The 18,958-nt window shown below is 72.5% G+C and carries 13 protein-coding genes and 1 pseudogene; 8 read left to right on the top strand and 6 right to left on the bottom strand.

Annotated features, from left to right (window positions below):
* The first annotated feature begins 112 nt into the window (after window positions 1-112).
* Genes lysX through CCO02nite_RS07405 form a run of 3 tightly spaced genes read left to right on the top strand, consistent with a single transcriptional unit; the run spans window position 113 to window position 6,019 of the window.
* Entirely contained in the window at window positions 113-3,472 is a 3,360-nt protein-coding gene (gene lysX, locus CCO02nite_RS07415; RefSeq protein WP_246117419.1) for a bifunctional lysylphosphatidylglycerol synthetase/lysine--tRNA ligase LysX, read from the top strand.
* Window positions 3,459-4,607 (top strand): alpha/beta hydrolase, encoded by a 1,149-nt coding sequence (locus tag CCO02nite_RS07410; RefSeq protein ID WP_146842484.1) that lies wholly within the window; start codon window positions 3,459-3,461, stop codon window positions 4,605-4,607. The genes lysX and CCO02nite_RS07410 overlap by 14 nt, the downstream gene beginning before the upstream one ends.
* The gene (locus tag CCO02nite_RS07405) at window positions 4,604-6,019 is read left to right on the top strand and encodes a basic amino acid/polyamine antiporter (RefSeq protein ID WP_246117412.1); all 1,416 of its coding nucleotides are present in this window, start codon (window positions 4,604-4,606) and stop codon (window positions 6,017-6,019) included. The genes CCO02nite_RS07410 and CCO02nite_RS07405 overlap by 4 nt, the downstream gene beginning before the upstream one ends.
* Window positions 6,020-6,067: 48 nt before the next feature.
* Here CCO02nite_RS07405 and CCO02nite_RS07400 read toward each other — a convergent pair whose 3' ends face one another.
* Window positions 6,068-6,595 carry a DUF6036 family nucleotidyltransferase gene (locus tag CCO02nite_RS07400; protein ID WP_307724040.1) on the bottom strand — a complete coding sequence of 176 codons (528 nt, stop codon included), beginning with the start codon at window positions 6,593-6,595 and terminating at the stop codon, window positions 6,068-6,070.
* A 59-nt stretch (window positions 6,596-6,654) separates the two neighbouring features.
* Window positions 6,655-7,239: a helix-turn-helix domain-containing protein gene (locus tag CCO02nite_RS07395; RefSeq protein ID WP_186812609.1), complete on the bottom strand. Its 585-nt coding sequence runs from the start codon at window positions 7,237-7,239 to the stop codon at window positions 6,655-6,657.
* A 107-nt stretch (window positions 7,240-7,346) separates the two neighbouring features.
* On the opposite strand from CCO02nite_RS07395, the gene CCO02nite_RS07390 reads away from it, so the two are divergent.
* Window positions 7,347-7,784 (top strand): VOC family protein, encoded by a 438-nt coding sequence (locus CCO02nite_RS07390; protein ID WP_146842482.1) that lies wholly within the window; start codon window positions 7,347-7,349, stop codon window positions 7,782-7,784.
* Between the two features lie 7 nt (window positions 7,785-7,791).
* Here CCO02nite_RS07390 and CCO02nite_RS07385 read toward each other — a convergent pair whose 3' ends face one another.
* Window positions 7,792-10,881 carry a hypothetical protein gene (locus tag CCO02nite_RS07385; RefSeq protein WP_246117411.1) on the bottom strand — a complete coding sequence of 1,030 codons (3,090 nt, stop codon included), beginning with the start codon at window positions 10,879-10,881 and terminating at the stop codon, window positions 7,792-7,794.
* Between the two features lie 112 nt (window positions 10,882-10,993).
* Between CCO02nite_RS07385 and CCO02nite_RS07380 the strand changes: the two are divergent.
* From CCO02nite_RS07380 to CCO02nite_RS07370, 3 genes and pseudogenes are all read left to right on the top strand, one after another.
* A pseudogene (locus tag CCO02nite_RS07380) lies at window positions 10,994-12,486 on the top strand (amino acid permease).
* Between the two features lie 69 nt (window positions 12,487-12,555).
* On the top strand, window positions 12,556-12,891 hold the full coding sequence (locus CCO02nite_RS07375) for an STAS domain-containing protein (protein ID WP_246117410.1): 336 nt from the start codon (window positions 12,556-12,558) through the stop codon (window positions 12,889-12,891).
* 225 nt (window positions 12,892-13,116) lie between these two features.
* On the top strand, window positions 13,117-14,643 hold the full coding sequence (locus CCO02nite_RS07370; RefSeq protein WP_146842480.1) for an MATE family efflux transporter: 1,527 nt from the start codon (window positions 13,117-13,119) through the stop codon (window positions 14,641-14,643).
* Between the two features lie 8 nt (window positions 14,644-14,651).
* On the opposite strand, the gene CCO02nite_RS07365 is transcribed toward CCO02nite_RS07370, so the two are convergent.
* From CCO02nite_RS07365 to dinB, 3 genes are all read right to left on the bottom strand, one after another.
* On the bottom strand, window positions 14,652-14,879 hold the full coding sequence (locus CCO02nite_RS07365; RefSeq protein ID WP_146842479.1) for a zinc ribbon domain-containing protein: 228 nt from the start codon (window positions 14,877-14,879) through the stop codon (window positions 14,652-14,654).
* Entirely contained in the window at window positions 14,879-15,436 is a 558-nt protein-coding gene (locus tag CCO02nite_RS07360) for a MarR family winged helix-turn-helix transcriptional regulator (protein WP_146842478.1), read from the bottom strand. The genes CCO02nite_RS07365 and CCO02nite_RS07360 overlap by 1 nt, the downstream gene beginning before the upstream one ends.
* A gap of 77 nt (window positions 15,437-15,513) precedes the next feature.
* On the bottom strand, window positions 15,514-16,779 hold the full coding sequence (gene dinB / locus CCO02nite_RS07355) for a DNA polymerase IV (protein WP_371862495.1): 1,266 nt from the start codon (window positions 16,777-16,779) through the stop codon (window positions 15,514-15,516).
* A gap of 195 nt (window positions 16,780-16,974) precedes the next feature.
* Here dinB and CCO02nite_RS07350 point away from each other — a divergent pair, with 195 nt between their 5' ends.
* A complete protein-coding gene (locus CCO02nite_RS07350; RefSeq protein ID WP_146842476.1) occupies window positions 16,975-18,870 on the top strand; it encodes a DUF4914 family protein in 1,896 nt (631 codons plus the stop codon).
* Window positions 18,871-18,958 lie beyond the last annotated feature (88 nt).

Raw genomic sequence — 18,958 nt, 5'->3', positions numbered from 1 at the left:
CCCCTGGCGGGTCATGCGACACGCGCGCCGGGGGAGCAGGCTCGGGAGCGCCCGCGGTGCGTCCGCCGGACGCACCGAACCGCCGGAAGGAGGCGTCACGACCGTGGCGACCATGCAGGAGCGCGTGTCGGCACCCGTCGAGCCAGGTCGGGCGCCCGACGAGCCCGCGCCGCCGGTCGGGGCGCGGCTGACACCGTTCACGCGGCGGACCGCAGCGGTCGCGACGGTCGTCGTCACCGCGATGGCGGTGTGGCAGCTCGTCGGGCTGCTGCTCCTGCTCGTCGCGCCCGGGTTCGTGCACGACGTCGCGACCGTGCTCGAGGTGCTCAACGTGCCCAGCGAGCCGGAGTTCTTCGGCCTCGTGCTCGTCGCGGCGGTCGCAGCGGGGCTGCGGCGCGGGCTGCGGTTCGCGCTGTGGTTCGTCGTGCTCGTGTGGCAGCTTCCGGTCGCGCTGGCGACGCTTGCCGCAGGGGTCGTCTGGCTGGTCGGGGACGACGCGGCGCGTACGGAGCTGGGCCTGGCACCGCTGGACGTCGCCGCGGGCGTGGTCGCGATCGTCGCCGTCGTGCTGCTCGTCGCGGCCCGCGGCGCGTTCCGTGCGCGCCTGCAGCGCGGCGCGTGGTGGCGGGCCGGGCTGGTGATCGCGGGCGGCATCGTCGTGGCGACGGCGGTTGGGCTCGTGCTGCTGCGGCTGGTCGACGACACGCTGCAGACCGCGGCCGACAGGGTGCGCTGGTCGCTCGCGCACGCGATCGGCATGCCGTGGCTCGTGGCGGCCGACGGGACGGCGCCGTGGTGGGTCGGGTTCGTCGTCGCGGTGATCTCCGGCGTCGCGCTGCTCCTCGGCCTGCTGCTGTTCCTGCGCTCGCGCGAGCGCGTCAGCGAGGAGTCGGTCGACGACCGCCTCCTGGTGCGCCGGCTGCTGCTCGAGTTCCCGTCCGACGACTCGCTCGGGTACTTCGCGACCCGCGACGACCGCTCGGCCCGGTTCTCCGCGAACCGCCGCGCCGCGGTGTCCTACCGCGAGATCGCCGGCGTGAGCCTCGCGGCCGGCGACCCGGTAGGCGACCCCGCGGCGTGGGGCGACGCGATCGAGCGCTGGCTCGCCGAGGCTCGCGAGTACGGCTGGGTCCCCGCCGCGACCTCGACGACCGAGGCGGGAGCTCGCGCGTACCAGGCCGCGGGCCTGCACCCCATGTCGATGGGCGACGAGGCCGTCATCGTCACTCGGTCGTTCGACCTGGCCAACCCCGCTCTGCACGGCGTGCGTCGCTCGGTCGACCGGGTCACCGCGGCGGGCTACACCGTGCAGGTGCGGCGTCAGGAGACGATCGAGCCCGACGAGCTCGCGACGCTCGTCGGGTTCGCCGAGGCGTGGCGGCACGGCGAGGAGCGCGGCTACTCGATGGCGCTCGACCGGCTCGGGGCGCCGCAGGACCCGCGCGAGGTCGTCGTGACCGCGCACGACGCGGGCGGTGAGGTGCGCGGGCTGCTCTCGTTCGTGCCGTGGGAGCGCCGCGGGCTCTCGCTCGACGTGATGCGCCGCTCGCCGGACGCCGTTCCCGGCGTCACCGAGTTCATGGTCGCGAGCCTCGCCGGGCGATCCGGCGACCTCGGCGTCGAGCGCATCTCGCTGAACTTCGCGATGTTCCGCCAGGTGTTCGAGCTCGGCGAGCGCATCGGCGCGACGCCGATGCAGCGGTTCAACCGGCGCGTGCTGCTGTTCGCGTCCCGGTTCTGGCAGCTCGAGTCCCTGTACCGGTCGAACGAGAAGTACCTGCCGCACTGGCAGCCGCGGCTCCTGTGCTTCGAGTCCGCGGCGCAGCTCACGCGCATCACAGCGGCGCTCGGCGAGGCCGAGGGGTTCCTCAACAGGCCGCGCTGGTGGCCGCAGCAGGCGCCCGTGACGCCCCTCGCTCCCGACGAGGCTGCGGTGCTCGCCGTGGCCGTCGCCGCGCAGGAGCAGGAGGTCCTCGCGGTCACTGCCCCGCCGCGGGTACTCACGCAGCAGCAGCGGGCGCGGCACGCGAAGCTCGACGTGCTGCGCGCCGCCGGGATGGACCCCTACCCGGTCTCTGTGCCGCGCACGCACACGATCGCGGTCGCGCTCGACGTCCCGGCGACGCCCGACGCCTCGGGTCCGGTGGTCTCGGTCGTCGGACGCGTGGTGCGGCTGCGCGACCTCGGCGGCGTCGTGTTCGCGGTGCTGCGCGAGGGCGGTGCGCAGGTGCAGGCGCTGCTGTCCGCCGACACCACGGCCGACATCGCGCTGTGGCGGGCCGCGGTGGACCTCGCCGACCATGTCGGCGTCACGGGCGCGCTGACCCACAGCCGTTCGGGCGAGCTCAGCATCGCGGTGACGTCCTGGTGCATGGCCGCCAAGGCGCTCACGCCGCCGCCGGACAAGCACCGCGGCCTCGTCGACGCCGAGGCGCGCGCGCGGCTGCGGCACATGGACCTCGCGCTCGCGGACCGCCCCGAACAGCTCCTGCGCGCGCGGGCGGCGGCGGTCTGGTCGCTGCGCACCTCGCTCGTCGGACGGGGCTTCATCGAGGTCGAGACGCCGATCCTGCAGCGCATCCACGGCGGCGCCAACGCGCGACCGTTCACCACCCACATCAACGCGTACGACCTGGACCTGTACCTGCGCATCGCGCCCGAGCTGTTCCTCAAGCGGCTCATGGTCGGTGGCGTCGGCAAGGTCTTCGAGCTGGGCCGCAACTTCCGCAACGAGGGTGCCGACTCGACGCACAACCCCGAGTTCACGTCGCTCGAGGCGTACGAGGCGTTCGGCGACTACACGACGATGCGCGAGATGACGCGTGAGCTCATCGTCGCGGCGGCGATCGCGGTGCACGGCGAACCGGTCGCGCACCGCCCCGGGGGACAGGTCGTCAGGCTCGACGGTGCCTGGCCGACGATCCCCGTGCACGAGGCGGTCTCGCGCGCGCTCGACCGCGAGATCTCGCCCGACGTGCCGCTCGCCGATCTGCGCGAGGTGTGCCGGGTCAACGGGATCGCGTTCGAGGCGACCGAGACCCACGGTGCGCTGGTCACCGAGCTGTACGACAGGTTCGTGGAGGCCGAGACGACCGCGCCGACCTTCTACACCGACTTCCCGGTCGAGACCTCGCCGCTGACCCGCGCGCACCGCGTGGACCCGCGGCTCGCGGAGCGGTGGGACCTGGTGGCGTTCGGCGCCGAACTGGGCACCGCGTACTCCGAGCTCGTCGACCCCGTCGAGCAACGCCGCAGGCTCACCGAGCAGTCGATCCTCGCCGCCGCGGGCGACCCCGAGGCGATGGAGGTCGACGAGGAGTTCCTCGACGCGCTCGAGTTCGCGATGCCGCCCAGCGGCGGTGTGGGGATCGGTGTCGACCGGGTCGTGATGATGCTCGTCGGAGGCTCGATCCGCGACACGCTCGCGTTCCCGTTCCTGCGGCCCTCCGGTCGTTCGCGTGGTCCCGGCTGACCTGCTGGGCCTCGAGGTCGGGGTCGTCGACGCGCCGCTCACCTCCTGGTGGACGGTCGTCGCGCTCGCGCTGCTCGCGGTCCTGCTCGTCGTGCTCGCGGTGCGGCGACGCCGCGCAGAACCCCGGCGCCGCGCCTGGCCCGCGGCGGTCGGTGCCGCGCTCGTCGTCGTGCTGGCCTTGGCCGTGGGGGCGAACGCGTACGTCGGGTACATCGCGACGTGGGAGGGCCTGCTCGCGCACCTCGGGGTGCACCGCGACGCGCAGCCGCCGTGGACGCCGCAGACCCGCCCGACGCCCGACTCGCCGCAGGTCGCGCAGATCGGCGACCCGCCCGTCGAGGGTTCGGGGCACTTCGGTGTCGCGCGGATCCCCGTCCCGGCCGAGCGGAACCTGCCGACCACCGACACCTGGATCTACACGCCGCCGGGCTTCGACACGTCGGGCGAGACGCTGTACCCGATGGTGATCCTCATGCACGGCTCGCCGGGCCGGTCGGTCGACTGGTTCTCCGCGGGCGCAGGGGACGTGCTCGACGACCTCATCACCACCGGGCAGCTGCGACCCGTGATCGTCGTCTCGCCCGACGTGAACACGCCGGGAGCGTCCGAGGCGGCGTGCCTCGACTCGACGCTCGGCGGGGCGCAGGTCGAGACCTACCTGCAGGAGGACGTGCGGCCGTGGGTCGAGGGCCACTACCCGATCGCGACCGACCGCACCTACCAGGCGATCGGCGGCATGTCGTCAGGGGCGTTCTGCGCGCTGGACCAGGGGCTGCGGCACTCGTCGGACACGGGCACGATCCTGGCGCTGATGCCGTACGGCACGCCGGGTGCGGGTGCGGACGGCCAGCTCGAGGGGCAGGACCAGATCGACGCGCACAGCCCGTCGGTCTACGTCGACACGATCGACCTGACGAGCCCGACCGCGGTGTTCCTCGCGTACGGCGAGAACGAGCGCGACGACGAGGTGGTCGAGACCGCGCACCACCTCGACGAGCGCCTGCGGGCCCGCGGCGAGCCCGTCGAGCTCGTCGTGCTGCCCGGTGAGGGCCACACGTGGCGCGCCTCGATCGCGCTGCTGCCCCAGGCGATGGCGTTCTGGGAGCGGCAGATGGCGGCCGGAGAGGCGTCGTGACCGTCGGGACGGAGCCGGCGCGGACCGGGACGATGAGCCGCTGGACGCTCGCCGCACTCGTCGTCGGGTCGATGGTCGGCGCGGGCGTGTTCTCTCTGCCCGCGCAGTTCGCGCGCGGCACGGGCGCGCTCGGTGCGGCCGTCGCGTGGCTCGTCGCGGGCGCCGGGATGCTCATGGTCGCGCTGACGTTCCTGCGCCTGGCCGATCGCCGCCCGGACCTCGACGCCGGCGTCTACTCCTACGCGCGCGAGGGATTCGGCCGGTACGCGGGGTTCCTGTCCGCGACGGGCTACTGGCTCACCGCCGTGGTCGGCAACGTCGCGTACTGGGTGCTCATCATGTCGACGATCGGCGGGTGGATCCCCGCGTTCGAGGGTGGTTCGACGCCCGCGGCGATCGCGCTCGGCTCTGTCGGGATCTGGGTGTACCACTGGCTGCTCACGCGCGGCGTGCAGTCCGCCGCCGCGGTGAACCGGATCGTCACCGTCGCCAAGCTTGTGCCGCTCGTCGTGTTCGTCGTGATCGCCGCGACCGCGTTCGACCCGGGCGTGTTCGTCGACAACCTGCGCGGCGAGTCGGGCTCGATGCTCGAGCAGGTGCGCTCCGCGATGGTCATCACGGTGTTCGTCTTCATCGGCATCGAGGGCGCGAGCGTGTACTCGCGGTACGCGCGGCGGCGCCACGACGTGGGCTGGGCAACCGTGAGCGGGTTCCTGGCGGTGCTCGCGCTGTTCGCGTCCGTGACGATGGTCAGCTACGGGATCCTGCCGCAGGCGCAGATCGCGGCTCTGCCCGACCCGTCGGTCTCGGGGGTCCTCGAGCACATCGTCGGATCGTGGGGGGCCACGTTGATCGGCGTCGGCATCCTCATCTCCGTGCTCGGCGCGTACCTGGCGTGGACGCTGATGAGCTGCGAGGTGCTCGTCACCGGGGCGCGCAGCGGCGACATGCCCGCCGCGCTCGCGCGGCAGAACTCCCGCGGCGCACCCGTCGTGGCGATCACCGTGACCAACGTGCTGGTCCAGGCGTTCCTGCTCCTGGTGCTCGGCGCGCCCGACGCGTTCTCGCTGGCCGTCGCGCTGTGCTCGTCGCTGATCCTGGTGCCGTACCTGCTGTCCGCCCTGTTCTCGGTGCGGGTGGCGTGGCACGACCGTGCGGCGCGGGCCGCGGGCGCGCGGTGGGTCGTCGTCAGTGTCGCGACCGTCGCGTACGCGACGTTCCTGGCCTGGGCCGGCGGCTGGCAGTACCTGCTCGCGACGTTCGTCGTCTACGCGCCCGCCAGCGTCGCGCACGTGTACGTGCGACGACACCAGGACGGGATCGGGCGCCGGGAGCGGATCGCGCTCGTCGTGGTCGTGGCCGTCGGGGTCGCCGCGGCGGCGGCGATCGTCGCAGGCGACGTCGTCATCTGACGGGCCATCAGGTCGGCCGTCGGGCGCTGCCAGCATGAACGCGGGGCGTCACGCGGGCTCGTACGTAGGCGGTCGCGCTGTGCGGCCGGTCGCCGACCACACTCGGCACGGCCCGAGGAGCCAGCGCTGGGCGGCCTCGATCCTGCGGGCGTCGGTATCCGTGCCGGCGACTCTGTCCCAGACGACGTTCGGGTCGACGAACGACTCCTGGATCATCGCAGCGACGTAGGCGTGGTCCTTGGCACGATTGGCGAGGAGCTTCGCGGCACAGAGGTCGTGGATCTCCAGGCACCACCCGGTGCTGCTGTCCGCGCCGGCAACCTTCACCGCCACGAGGCGATCGGTCCAGCCCGGCGCGAGAAGCGCCGTCTCGCGTCCGACGCCTTGGATGTAGAAGCCGTGCGTCTGGTGGAACCTGGACAGCTCGCCTATCGCGCCGTCGAGCTTGTCCGCGAGGGTCTCGGCGTCGTCGTCGTGCATGGGGCAGATGTCGATCTCGGTGGACATCGTGGCCGCGGCCGGCAACTCGTCTTCGTCCCACGAGGCGAGTGCAGCCTGCGACCCGATGATGATCACCGACGGCTGCTCGACGACAGCGGTCGAGGCGCGGATCGCGTGCACAAGATCCGCGCGGGTCACCACTCGCGCGCCCGCCGGATCGCCGCCACGCGGTCCTCGGCACTGAGAACACCGGCGAACGGGGAGACCTGGCGCATGTCGACGCCGTGCTCGTCCTCGCGCACGAGCAAGTCGATGAGTGCGCCGGTCGGCCCCTCCAGGGCCTCGCTCCACTCGCGCACCCACGCGCTAGCCTGCGGGCCTCGCACCGTACGTGAGACCTTCTCCAGGTTTGCCTTCGCCATCTCACGGACCTCGGGGCCGTCTGCGCGCACCCGCCGTGCCACCGCACGGTGGAGCTCGAGGGAGACACGCTCCTCGCGCCGCTGGAGCGCGGGGCGTCCGCGCGTCCGGCTCGGCGCCCTTCGACGATGGTGCGCGGGCTCGCGCTCGACTCCGGTCAGAGCGACGCACAGGTCCAGGGCCCCCGCAACGGCCAGGACCGTGCGCACAGTGCTGCCCTGACCCGCCTCCAGCCGGCGCAGCGAACTGGTACTGACGCCGGCCAGCTCAGCCAGGTCGCGCTGATCCAGTCCGCGTGCGAGCCGTTCGTGGCGGACGGCGCCGCCTAGCTGCCGCTCGTCGGTGATCGTGAGGCCCATTAGCCGATGATGACGCAGTATCGCTCGAAAAGCAACGATTATCTGCATTGGTGAGGGGCGCCCAGGCGTCGCCAACCTCGTCGAGCCCAGGTGGGTAGCCTGCGCGGATGGCCATCAAGCTCGAGAACGTCGGGATCGCGGTTCGGGACCTCGAGGCGGCGATCGCGTTCTTCACCGACCTCGGGCTGACAGTCGTGGGCCGTGACACGGTCAGCGGCGAGTGGACCGACACCGCCGTCGGCCTCGACGGCAACCACGCGCGCATCGCGATGCTGCAGACCCCGGACGGGCACGGCCACCTCGAGCTGTTCGAGTACCTCCACCCGGAGGCGATCGAGACGGAGCCGACCGCACCCAACGAGATCGGCATGCATCGCGTCGCGTTCTCCGTCGACGACATCGACGAGGCTCTCGCGATCGCCGCGACGCACGGCTGCCATCCCCTGCGCGGCGTTGCTACCTACCAGGACGTCTACAAGCTGACGTATCTCCGCGGCCCGAGCGGCATCCTCGTCATGCTGGCGCAGGAGCTGGACCGGGCCTGACGGTTCCTCACGCGGCTGCGGGGCGAGCTTTCGACGTGACGCGCGGTCGGGGGCGCGGCAGGCAGAGCAGGCCGCCGACGAGCCCGAGCACGAGCCCCAGGACCGCAGCGGCAGCCGGCAGCTCGGGCGGGATGCCCAGGTAGACCGTGATGCCGAGGATGCGGCTCAGGCCCCACGGCAGCAGCGCCATCTGGTCGTTCCACACGGTGAGCGCTTCCTCGAGCCCGATCGCGGCGATCCACCCACCGAGCAGCGCGAGCGTCACACCGAGGCCGACGAGCGTGCCGCCCAGCGCGCGCCGCGAACCTCGCCCGTAGCAGCGGCGCAGCGCGATCGTCGCGACGACGAACAGCCAGCAGAACGCCGCGAACGCGACCGTGACGTACGCGGCGCGGGCGCTCGGGTCGGTCCAGAACCCGAACCAGTAGCGGCCCGGTCCGCGCAGCGCGAGCGCGCCGAGCAGCAGGACGGTGCGCAGCAGCGCGACGCCGCCGAGCGCGGCCCACAGGTGGAACGGGTCGCGCCGGCCGATCACCGCGCGCAGGACCAGCGCGAACAGCAGCCACGCGCCGAGCGTGACGGCCAGGTGCGCGGGCGCCGCGAACCAGGTGTAGATGCAGCGGCTGAGCACCAGCACGGCGGCGGGCAGCGCCCAGACGACGACGCGGTCGGCGCGCCCGCGCGGGGACACCTGCGCGAGGCGCCACGGCCGCGTCGCGGCGACGAGCAGCGCGTGGAGCGCGCCGGCGCCGGGCGCGCTCGTCAGCCGGAGTCGGCGCTGCACACGCGTCGAGCCGAGCGCGAGCCCCACGAGCAGCACGACGAGCAGGCCGCGGGCCGCCCACGCCATCGCGGGGTCGCGGTCCGCGCGCTCGCCGCCGAGGTCGGCCGCGGTGAAGTTGTACGCCGGCGTGTCCAGGTCACCCTGGTAGCGGGCCACGTGTGCGGCGCGCGCCTCGCGGTAGTCCCGCTCGGCCGCGCGCCACTCGTCGTATGCGGTGCGGCTTCCGGTGTCGAGCCACTCGACGTGCCGCAGCACCGTCGTGCGGTACGCGCCGAGCGTGCGCAGCAGGTCGGTCTCGTAGTCCAGCGCGGCGACGAACGACGCGTACAGCTCGGGGGAGTGCCAGGTCGCCGGGTCGGTCGCGGCGACCTCGTCGTGCATCGCGGCCGCGACCCCGATCGCGCGGTCCCCGTCCGCGACCGCCTCGTCGAGCTCGTCGCGGCTGACCGCGTAGATGCTGTCCAGCGCCGCGGAGTCGCCCGTGACGATGTCCCACTCGAAGATCCACATCATCGGCGGCGGCTCGAGCCCGAGCGCCTGCACGGACTGCTCCGCGTACGTGCCGATGTACAGGCCGCGCGTGATCGCCTCGCGCGAGCGCCCGAGCGCGGCGGTGACGGCGGCGGCCGTGGCCGGATCGTCGGACAGGACCTGCCGCACCCAGTCGGCGCTGACCTGCGCGGGCGACGCGGCCGGGTCCCACGCGAGGCGGCCCACGCCGTACGTGTTGAGGTCGTAGAGCTGCCAGAAGCCCGTGCGCAGGTACAGCGTCATGGGCCCCGCGCGCAGCGGCCCGCCGTCCTGCGTCCAGTTCCACACGCCCTCGACGTGCGGGTTCGCGGCGAGGAACGTCGTCAGGGCCTGCGCCTGCTCCGCGACGAGGTCGTTGGGCAGCGACCCGAAGCCCTCGAACTCGCGCCGCGCCTGGAACTCGACGATGCGGCGCTGCGAGCCGGTGAGCAGCGTGGGGTTGAGCGGCAGGTGGCTGTAGAAGTCGCCCGACGTGTACTTCGTCGACACGACGAGGTGGGGGTCGTCGAGGTCGCCGAGCACCGCCTCGTACGAGTCGGGGTTGGTGTGCAGGTCGCCCACCGCGCCGACGCCGACCGTCCAGCTCCGGAAGATCACGTCCTTGTCGCGTGCGCCGGCGGTCGCGAGGAACGCGTCGAGCATCGCGCGCACGGACGCCTCGGTGGTGACCGCCAGCTCCGACGAGAAGTCCCACCCGGCCTGGTAGACGCCGCCGCCCTCGCCGATGCGGACCATGAGTCCGTCGAGGAACGGCAGCTCGTCGAACAGCTCGTCCAGGCCCGCCTGGTACACGGACCACAGCCGCGGGTCCTCGACCGCGAGGCCGCCGACCGTCCGCTCGAGGTAGTCCTGCAGCGGCGGCGAGACCGCGAGCATGTCGGTGAGGAGGTAGACGTGCATGCCCATGTCGTGCGCGTACCGGAACACCGGCCCGAACGCGTCGACCATCGCCTCGGCGCGCGCGACGTGGTCGTCGCCCTGGGGGTAGACCTCGTGGCCGTCGCCCACGTCCCGGAACGTCACGTACTCGAGGAAGCCGGGCACGACGACGCCGTTGTAGCCCTGCCGCAGCGCGTGCTGCACGAGCTGGCGGAACTGCGCGTCGATCTCGTCGACCACGTCCTGGTCGACCCACGGCGCCTGCGGCAGCACTGCGCCTGCCACCACGTCCGTGTTGAGCGAGTAGTCGTCGCCCGCGGCGAACGCCGCCGGGTCCGCCTCGCGGCCCACCGAGCCCGCATCCGTGAGGCGCAGGCCGAGCCGGGGCTCCTGCACCACGCCGTCGGTCCCCGCCGGGACGAGCGCGGCGCCGGACGCGATCCGGTCCGCGAGCGCGTACAGCCCGCCCGCCGCGGCGCCGGCGCCGTTGCCCGCCAGCCACCAGCCGACCGACCGGGTCTCGACGCGGTACGCCTCGGCGGAGCCGTCGAGCGGCACGTCGGTGCGGACGAGCAGGCCGTCGAGATCCAGGAACGCCCGGTCGGCGAGGGGGTCGTCCTCGGGGTACTCGGAGATGGTCGGCGCGACCTGACCGCGGGCCTCGAGCGCATCGGAGAGGGCCGCGGCGGCCAGCGTGACGCGTTCGTCGTCGGGAACGACGATCTGTGCGATCCGGGGCGCGTCGACCGGGGCGACGCTCGCACCGGTCGCGGCGGTGGGTGGAGTCTGCGACGGGCTGTACCGCAGGCCGAGCGCCTGCCCGACGCCCGCGGCGACGAGCGCACCGAGCAGGAGCAGGCAGACGGCCGTCACCATCGACGGCCGGGCGCGAGGCGTGGGCACGAGCGCATCGTACGGAACCGCACCGACGGCGGGTCGCGGCCCGGTTCACGCGCGCACGGCCCCGGTATCCGCGAACATGGCCCCCTACGTCTCGCACACACGGGGGTCCACGGTGGGGTTGCTGCGCACGAAGTCCGTCGAGCAGTCGCTCGCGGACGCCGACGCACCGGAGTACCAGCTCAAGCGGACGCTGAGCGCGCTCGACCTCGTCGTGTTCGGCGTCGGTGTCGTGATCGGCGCCGGCATCTTCACGCTCACGGGTCGCGCCGCGCACGACGTCGCGGGGCCGTCGATCGTCGTGAGCTTCGTGATCGCCGCGTTCTGCTGCGCGCTCGCGGCGATGTGCTACGCCGAGTTCGCGTCCACCGTGCCCGTCTCCGGCTCGGCGTACACGTTCAGCTACGCGAGCCTGGGCGAGATCTTCGCGTGGATCATCGGGTGGGACCTGATCCTCGAGATGTTCCTCGGCGCGAGCGTCGTGGCCCAGGGTGGAGCGCGTACCTCGGGGTGTTCCTCGAGAACATCGGCGTGACCATCCCGCCGTCGATCGCGTACGGCGGGGTCGTCGACCTGCCCGCCGTGCTCCTGGTGCTCGCGCTCGGCGTCCTCGTCACGATCGGCATCAAGGAGTCGCTGCGGGTCAACCTCGTGCTCGTCGGGATCAAGCTGTTCATCGTGCTGTTCGTGGTCGTCGCGGGCATCGGGTTCATCTCGGCGGAGAACTACCACCCGTTCGTCCCGCCCGCGCAGGCGACCGAGGCGGTCACCGGGCTGACCCAGCCGCTGCTGCAGGCGCTCCTGGGGCTCGAGCCGACCGCGTTCGGTGTCGGCGGGATCTTCGCGGGCGCCGCGCTCGTGTTCTTCGCGTACATCGGCTTCGACGTGGTCGCGACCACGGCCGAGGAGACCCGCAACCCGCAGCGTGACCTGCCGATCGGCATCATCGGCTCGCTCCTGATCTGCACCGTCCTGTACTGCGCCGTCGCGATCGTCGTGACGGGCATGGTGCCCTACGACGAGCTCGACCCGAAGGCCGCGCTCGCGAGCGCGTTCGAGGCGCACGGCGAGAAGTGGATGGCCACGCTCATCTCGGCGGGGGCGGTCGCGGGCCTGACGACCGTCGTGCTGACGCTGATGATCGGCGCGAGCCGTGTCGTGTTCGCGATGTCGCGCGACCACCTGCTGCCCGCCGGGCTCGCCAAGGTCCACCCGCGGTTCCGCACTCCGTGGGTCATCACGATCGTCGTCACGCTGGTCACGCTCGTCGTCGCGGGGTTCACGCCCGTCGGGGTGCTCGAGTCGATGGTGAACATCGGAACGCTGAGCGCGTTCGTGCTGGTCAGCGTCGGCGTCATCGTGCTGCGTCGCACCCGGCCCGACCTGCCGCGGTCCTTCCGCGTGCCGTGGGTCCCGGTGCTGCCGCTCGCGGCCGCCGCGATCTGCCTCTACCTCATGCTCAACCTCGAGGTGGAGACGTGGCTGCGGTTCCTCGTCTGGCTCGCGATCGGCTTCGTCGTGTACTTCGCGTACTCGCGTCACCACTCGCGCCTCGAGCGGAACCCGGACGGTGACCCCGACGTTCCACAGGTGAGCGAGGGCCGGTAACGGCCACGCGCGCGGGGCGTAGCGTCGCATCGGGCCCACGGTCCGATGCGTCACGAACGAGGAGACACGGTGGAGACGAGCAGGATCCACGTCGAGGCGGGACCTGGCGGGACGATCGTGCACCTGGAGGGCGAGATCGACTCGGCGCTGCGTGCGCAGGCGAGCCTGTCCATGGCGACGGTGCTCGGCGGCGACGGGCCGGTGCTCATCGACGCGACCGAGGCGACCTTCGTCGACTCGACCGGCATCGCGTTCGTGCTGCAGGTGCAGCACGCCGCGAGCGAGGCGCTCATGGACATCACGCTGCGTGACCCGCACCACGTGGTGCGGGACGTGCTCGAGGTGCTCGGTGCGTCGCACCTGCTCCGGGACGCCGACGGCGGCGCGGTCGCGGCGGTGCGCTGACCAAGCCGGGACCAAGTCCCGGCAAGGCACGCTTCCCAGGATCGCGGAACGTGATCCACCAGACAGGTGACGTCGTTCGATCCGACGAAAAAGCGCTGACCGTGGCCCTTCGAATCGTTACGATCTTCCCCGTCGGCCGAATCGTTTCGACCCCGCCTGGACAGCGACCGGCGACGCGTCCTCGGCCGGCACCCTCGTCTCGTCGTACCCGGAGCTCCACCCCCCATGTCGCACGCCCTCACCACCGGCCGCCCCTGGCGTGTCGTGCTGGTCTTCGCGATCCCGCTGCTCGTCGGCAACATCGTCCAGCAGCTCTACCAGGTCACCGACGCGTTCGTCGTCGGTCGCACGCTCGGCGTGGACGCGCTCGCCGCGGTCGGCTCGACCGGCAGTCTGCTGTTCCTGCTGCTCGGGTTCGCCTGGGGCATGACCACGGGCTTCGCGATCCCGACCGCGCAGGCCTTCGGTGCGCGTGACCACGCGGCCGTCCGGCGGTCCGTCGCCGCGGGGACGATCCTGTCCGCCGGATCGAGCGCCGTCCTGACCGTCCTGGCGCTCGCGCTGACCGGCCCCGCGCTGCGGCTGCTGCAGACTCCCGCCGAGCTCGTCCCGCAGGCCACGACCTTCGCGATGGTGAGCTTCGCCGGCGCGGCGGCGACCGTCTCGTTCAACTACCTGTCGGCCGTGATCCGGGCGACCGGCGACTCGCGCACCCCGCTCGTGTTCCTCGCGATCTGCTGCGGGCTCAACGCCGCGCTCGTCGTCCTGCTCGTGCGCGTCGTCGGGTTCGGCGTCGGCGGCGCGGCGGCCGCGACCGTCGTCTCGCAGGCCGTCTCGGTCATGCTCTGCCTCGAGTACGTCCGCCGACGTGTCCCGGTGCTACGGATCGGCCGCGCCGACCTGCGGGCCGCGCGCGGTGACCTCGGCCGGCACCTGCGCATCGGTCTGCCGATGGGCTTCCAGGCCTCGATCATCGCGATCGGCACGCTCGCGGTGCAGCTGCGCCTCAACGAGCTCGGCCCCGACGCCGTCGCCGCGTACACCACCGCCGCGCGCGTGGACGGGCTCGCCGTCGCGCTGCTCGCGTCGCTCGGGTTGGCGACCTCGACGTTCGTCGCGCAGAACCTCGGCGCGGGCCGTCCCGACCGGATCCGCCGCGGTGTCTCCCAGGCGCTGATCATGTCCGTCACCGGCGCCGTCGCGATCGGCGCCGTGCTGGTGACCGGCGGTGCGTCGATCGTGCGCCTGTTCGTCGGACCCGACGAGCAGGCGGTGGTCGACATGGCCGCCCAGTTCCTCACCGTCAACGGCGTCGCGTACGCGGTGCTGGGCGTGCTGTTCGTGCTGCGCGGTGGGTTGCAGGGCCTCGGCCACACCTTGGTGCCGACCATTACGGGCGCCGTCGAGCTCGTCGCGCGGGTCGGTGCGGCGATCGTGCTGGGTGCGGCGTTCGGCTACGCCGGCGTCGTGTGGGGCAACCCGCTGGCGTGGATCGGTGCGGTGGTCATCCTCGTCCCGGCGACGGTGCACGCGCACCGCGCGCTGAGCCGCACGCCGGCCGCTGACGCTTCCGGGCAGGCCGCTCCGGCCGACGAACCGACCACGGTCCCGGTCGTCGTCGACGGCCCGATCGAGGACGCGATCGTGCTCGACGCGATCGTGCTCGACCCTGCCGTGCTCGACCCTGCCGTGCTCGACGTCGCCGTGCCGCACCAGCGCGGCCCGCTCGAGGTCGGCGCCGGCACGCGCTGACCGGAGGTTCAGGCCAGCGCGGGATGGTCGCGCCAGGCGGGCATGGTGGCCATGTACGCGCGCGTCTGTGCCTCGAGCTCGGTGCGCGGGGTGCCGGGACTGCGGCGCTCCTGCCACGCGACCATCCGCTCGAACCGCACCTCGAACTCCTGCAGGTGGCCGTTCTCGTCGGTGCAGTGGGTGCAGTAGCGGCCGCTCTCGATCGGCATGCCGCAGCTCTCGCAGGTGACGTCCATCAGTGGTGCTCCTCGTGCATCGGTGGGATCTTGTGCGTCGGTGGGGTCTCGTGCATCGGGTGGGTCTCGTGCATCGGGTGGGTCTCGTGCAGAGGGTGGGTCTCGTGCGGGGGCCGGGCGTGGTCGTCGGCGGCCAGGAGTGCGCCGAGGTCGTCGAGCAGGCGGTCGAGCCGTTCGTCGTCGACGTGCCGTGCCGCCGCGCTCACCAGCGCGGGGGACAGCACGCGCCGGTCGTCGTCGAGGGCGGCGAAGCCCGCGGGTGTGAGCCAGACCAGCGTGCGGCGACGATCGGCAGGGTCGTGCTCGCGTGCGAGCAGACCGTCCGACTCGAGGTGACTGACGATCTCGCTCACCACCGACTGCGCACGGCGCAGGTGCAGCGCCGCCTCGCCGACGGTCAGCGGTCCGGTCATGGCGAGGTGCTGCAGCACGGCGCGCGACGCACCGGCCAGGCCCGAGCGCGGCGCGTCCCGGCGGTGGAACCGCAGGTAGGCCTGCTGGAACAGCTGCTCGAACCGGACCGCGAACGCGTCCGACGAGGTCTCGCGGGAGCTCATGCCGCCACCGTCCTGCGCGCGCGATCCATCGTCAATCCCGATGCGTCGGGGGCTGCGAGGCGGTGACGGCGTCCCGGTCATCGCGCGTCCGGGAGCTGGGGCGCCTCGAAGCCGTCGCCGGTGCGCAGCAGGCTCGCCCTGGTCAGGGTGCGTGAGCCGAACCGGGCGGCGATCTCGTCGCGTGCGGTGTCCAGACCCCCGTCGGGCCCACCGCCGTCGACGTCGCGCCGCGGCTCGTCGAACGCGAAGGACTGCTGCACGAACCGGTGCGGCTCGAGCCCGGTGACCGCGACCCCCACGAGCGTCACACCGCGCGTGAGGATCAGCGGCGCCGCCGCGTCGAGCAGGGCGCACGCGACTGCGGCGAGCAGCGCGCCGGAGTCCGTGGGCACCGGCAGCGAGCGCGACCGCGTCGCGCGCGAGTAGTCGTCGAACCGCAGCCGCAGCACCACGGTGCTCGCGAGCCGCTCGCCCTCGCGCAGCCGCCGGCTCACGCGGTCCACGAGCCCGAGCAGCGCGGCGCGAACGAAGTCCGCGGCGTGCGGCCCACGGCCGATCGCGCGTTGGGCACCGACCGAGCCGCGCCGACCGTCGGTCACGATCCGGACCGGTGTGCGACCGTGCACGACCGCGTACAGGTGCCGGCCCGCGGCGGGGCCGAGCATGCCGCGCAGGACGCCCTCGGGCAGTGCCGCGACGTCGCCCGCGGTCGCCAGGCCGCGGTCGCGCAGCTTGGTCGCGGTCACCTCGCCCACACCCCAGAGCAGCTCGACCGGCAGCGGGTGCAGGAAGGCGTCCTCGCCGGCCGGGTCGACGACGAGCAGGCCGTCCGGCTTGGCCACGCGGCTCGCGACCTTGGCCAGGAACGGCGTGCGCGCGACGCCGACCGTGATCGGCAGCCCGACCGTCTCGCGGACCCGCCGCCGCAGCCGCGCCGCGACCTGCGGCGGCGGCACGTCGATGTGCCGCAGGCCCGCGACGTCGAGGAACGCCTCGTCGATCGAGACGCCCTGCACCTGCGGCGTCGTGTCGCGGAAGATCTCGAACACCCGCCGGCTGGCCTCGAGGTAGGCGTCGAACCGCGGCCGCACCACCAGCAGGTCGGGGCACAGCGCCCGCGCCTGCCGGCCGCCCATCGCGGTCCTCACCCCGCGGCGCTTGGCCTCGTACGAGCACGCGAGCACGACACCGCCTCCGACGGCGACGGGCCTGCCACGCAGCGCAGGGTCGTCGCGCTGCTCGACCGACGCGTAGAACGCGTCGAGGTCGGCATGCAGGATCGCCGCCGCCCGACGCTCGTCGGACTGCTCGTCGGACTCCTTGCCGGACTGGACCAGGGACACGAACACATGTTCGAATATGTGCGTGCCCCGCGTCAACCGTCACGTCCCGACGACCGTCCGGAATCGTCCCACGGGTCGACAACCGACTCAGGTCCCGGGTGCGCCGCGCTCAGGAGTCGTAATCTCCGAGTCAGGTGTCAGCCATGTCTTCGTGAAGTACGACTCGCGACAAGACCCTTCGAGGAAGGAGTGACCGTGGGCGCCATCCCGACGGTTCACCTGCCGGCAGCCGTACGTGCGGCGGTCGACGCGTCCCGCAACGTCATCGTCCCGGCCTCGCGTGAGGACCTCTACCGGCTGAGCCTCGGCCCGTACGGCGGGCCCGAGCACAAGGTCTCCTACGACGTCGACGGTCGCACGATCGTCGAGGCGACCGTGACGCGGTGCCGCAACGGCATCGCGGTCAACTTCCTCGAGGACTACATGCGCCGGCGCGACCCGGACTGCATGCGTATCGCCGACGACCTGCCCACCGACAAGCCGCGATACCGCGACGTGTTCGACGAGGAGTTCGCGCCGACGAAGGCCGCGACGCTCGAGTGGCTCGGGCAGCAGGACCTCGTGGTCGTGCCGTTCAAGGCCGGAGGCCCGCAGTTCGGCTACCCGTCGCTCGCGATCATGCCCGCCAACGCCGCGTTCTTCGCGCTCACGCTCGTCGACCTGCAGGGCTGGGTCACGTTCGACGAGCTGGGCGAGTTCACGCCGCGCTCGATCCTCTACGTCGCGCCGCCGTTCCGGCACTCGACGTTCGGCGGCCGCCAGGTCGTCGTGCACGACCGCACGGCCGACCTGCACGAGGTCTTCGCGTACAACCTGTACCCGGGTCCGTCCGCCAAGAAGGGCGTGTTCTCGGTGCTGCTCGACATCGGCGAGCACGAGGGCTGGATCACCGCGCACGCGTCGTCGGTGCGCGTCACGACGCCGTACGACAACGAGACCGTCGTCATGCACGAGGGCGCTTCCGGGGGCGGCAAGTCGGAGATGTGCCAGGAGCTGCGGCGCCAGGAGGACGGCCGCATCCTGCTCGGCACGAACACCGTGACGCAGGAGCCGTACGTCATCACGCTCAACGAGGCGAGCTCGCTCGCCCCGGTGACCGACGACATGACGCTGTGCCATGCGTCGCTGCAGGACGACTCCGGCCGGCTCGTCATCGCCGACGCCGAGGCCGGCTGGTTCGTGCGCGTCGACAACCTGCGCTCGTACGGCGAGGACGTCATGTTCGAGCGTGCGTGCATCCACCCGACGAGGCCGCTCGTCTTCTACAACATCCAGGGGATGCCCGACGCGACGGCCCTGCCGTGGGAGCACACGCCCGACTCCAACGGGAAGCCGAACTCCAACCCGCGCGTCGTCATCGACCGCTCGATGGTCCGCAACGTGCTGAGCACCCCGGAACCCGTGGACGTGCGCACGTTCGGTGTCCGGATGCCCGCGTGCACCAAGGACAACCCGACCTACGGGATCATGGGCATCACGCACTTCGTGCCGCCCTCGCTCGCGTGGATCTGGCGGCTGATCGCCCCGCGTGGTGACAAGAACCCGTCGATCGGCGAGTCGAAGTCCGAGGCGAAGGTCATCAAGCACGGCGGGCTCGTGTCCGAGGGCGTCGGCTCGTACTGGCCGTTCTCCACCGGCACGAAGGTCGCCGCCGCCAACCTCCTGCTGCGCCAGCTCCTCGAGGCGTACAACACGCGTTACGTGCTCACGCCGAACCAGCACATCGGCGCGTACCAGGTCGGCTTCTCGGCGGAGTGGATCACGCGCGAGTACGTCGCCCGGCGCGGTGGCGGTCGCGTGCGGCGCGAGCAGCTCACGCCGGCGCGCTGCGCGCTGTTCGGCTACACGCTCAAGGAGATGAAGCTCGACGGGCAGCACATCCGCCCGACGTGGCTGGCCCCCGAGATGCAGACGTTCGTCGGCGTCGAGGCCTACGACAAGGGCCAGGAGATCCTCAAGGCGTTCTTCCGGGCCGAGCTCGAGCAGTACCTCACCGACGAGCTCGACCCGCTGGGCCGCGCGATCATCGAGCTGGTCCTCAAGGACGGCTCCGTCGCCGACTACGAGGCCCTCACCCCCATGCACGTCTAGCCCCGACGCCGTGCCCGCGCCTCGACCGGTCGCGGGCACAGCGGATGTCCAGGCGCTCCCCACCGGCGTGCCAGGCGGCCTGCCTAGA

The organism is Cellulomonas composti (assembly GCF_007990245.1).
GTDB lineage: Bacteria > Actinomycetota > Actinomycetes > Actinomycetales > Cellulomonadaceae > Cellulomonas > Cellulomonas composti.
This window is presented reverse-complemented; position numbering and strand designations above follow the sequence as displayed.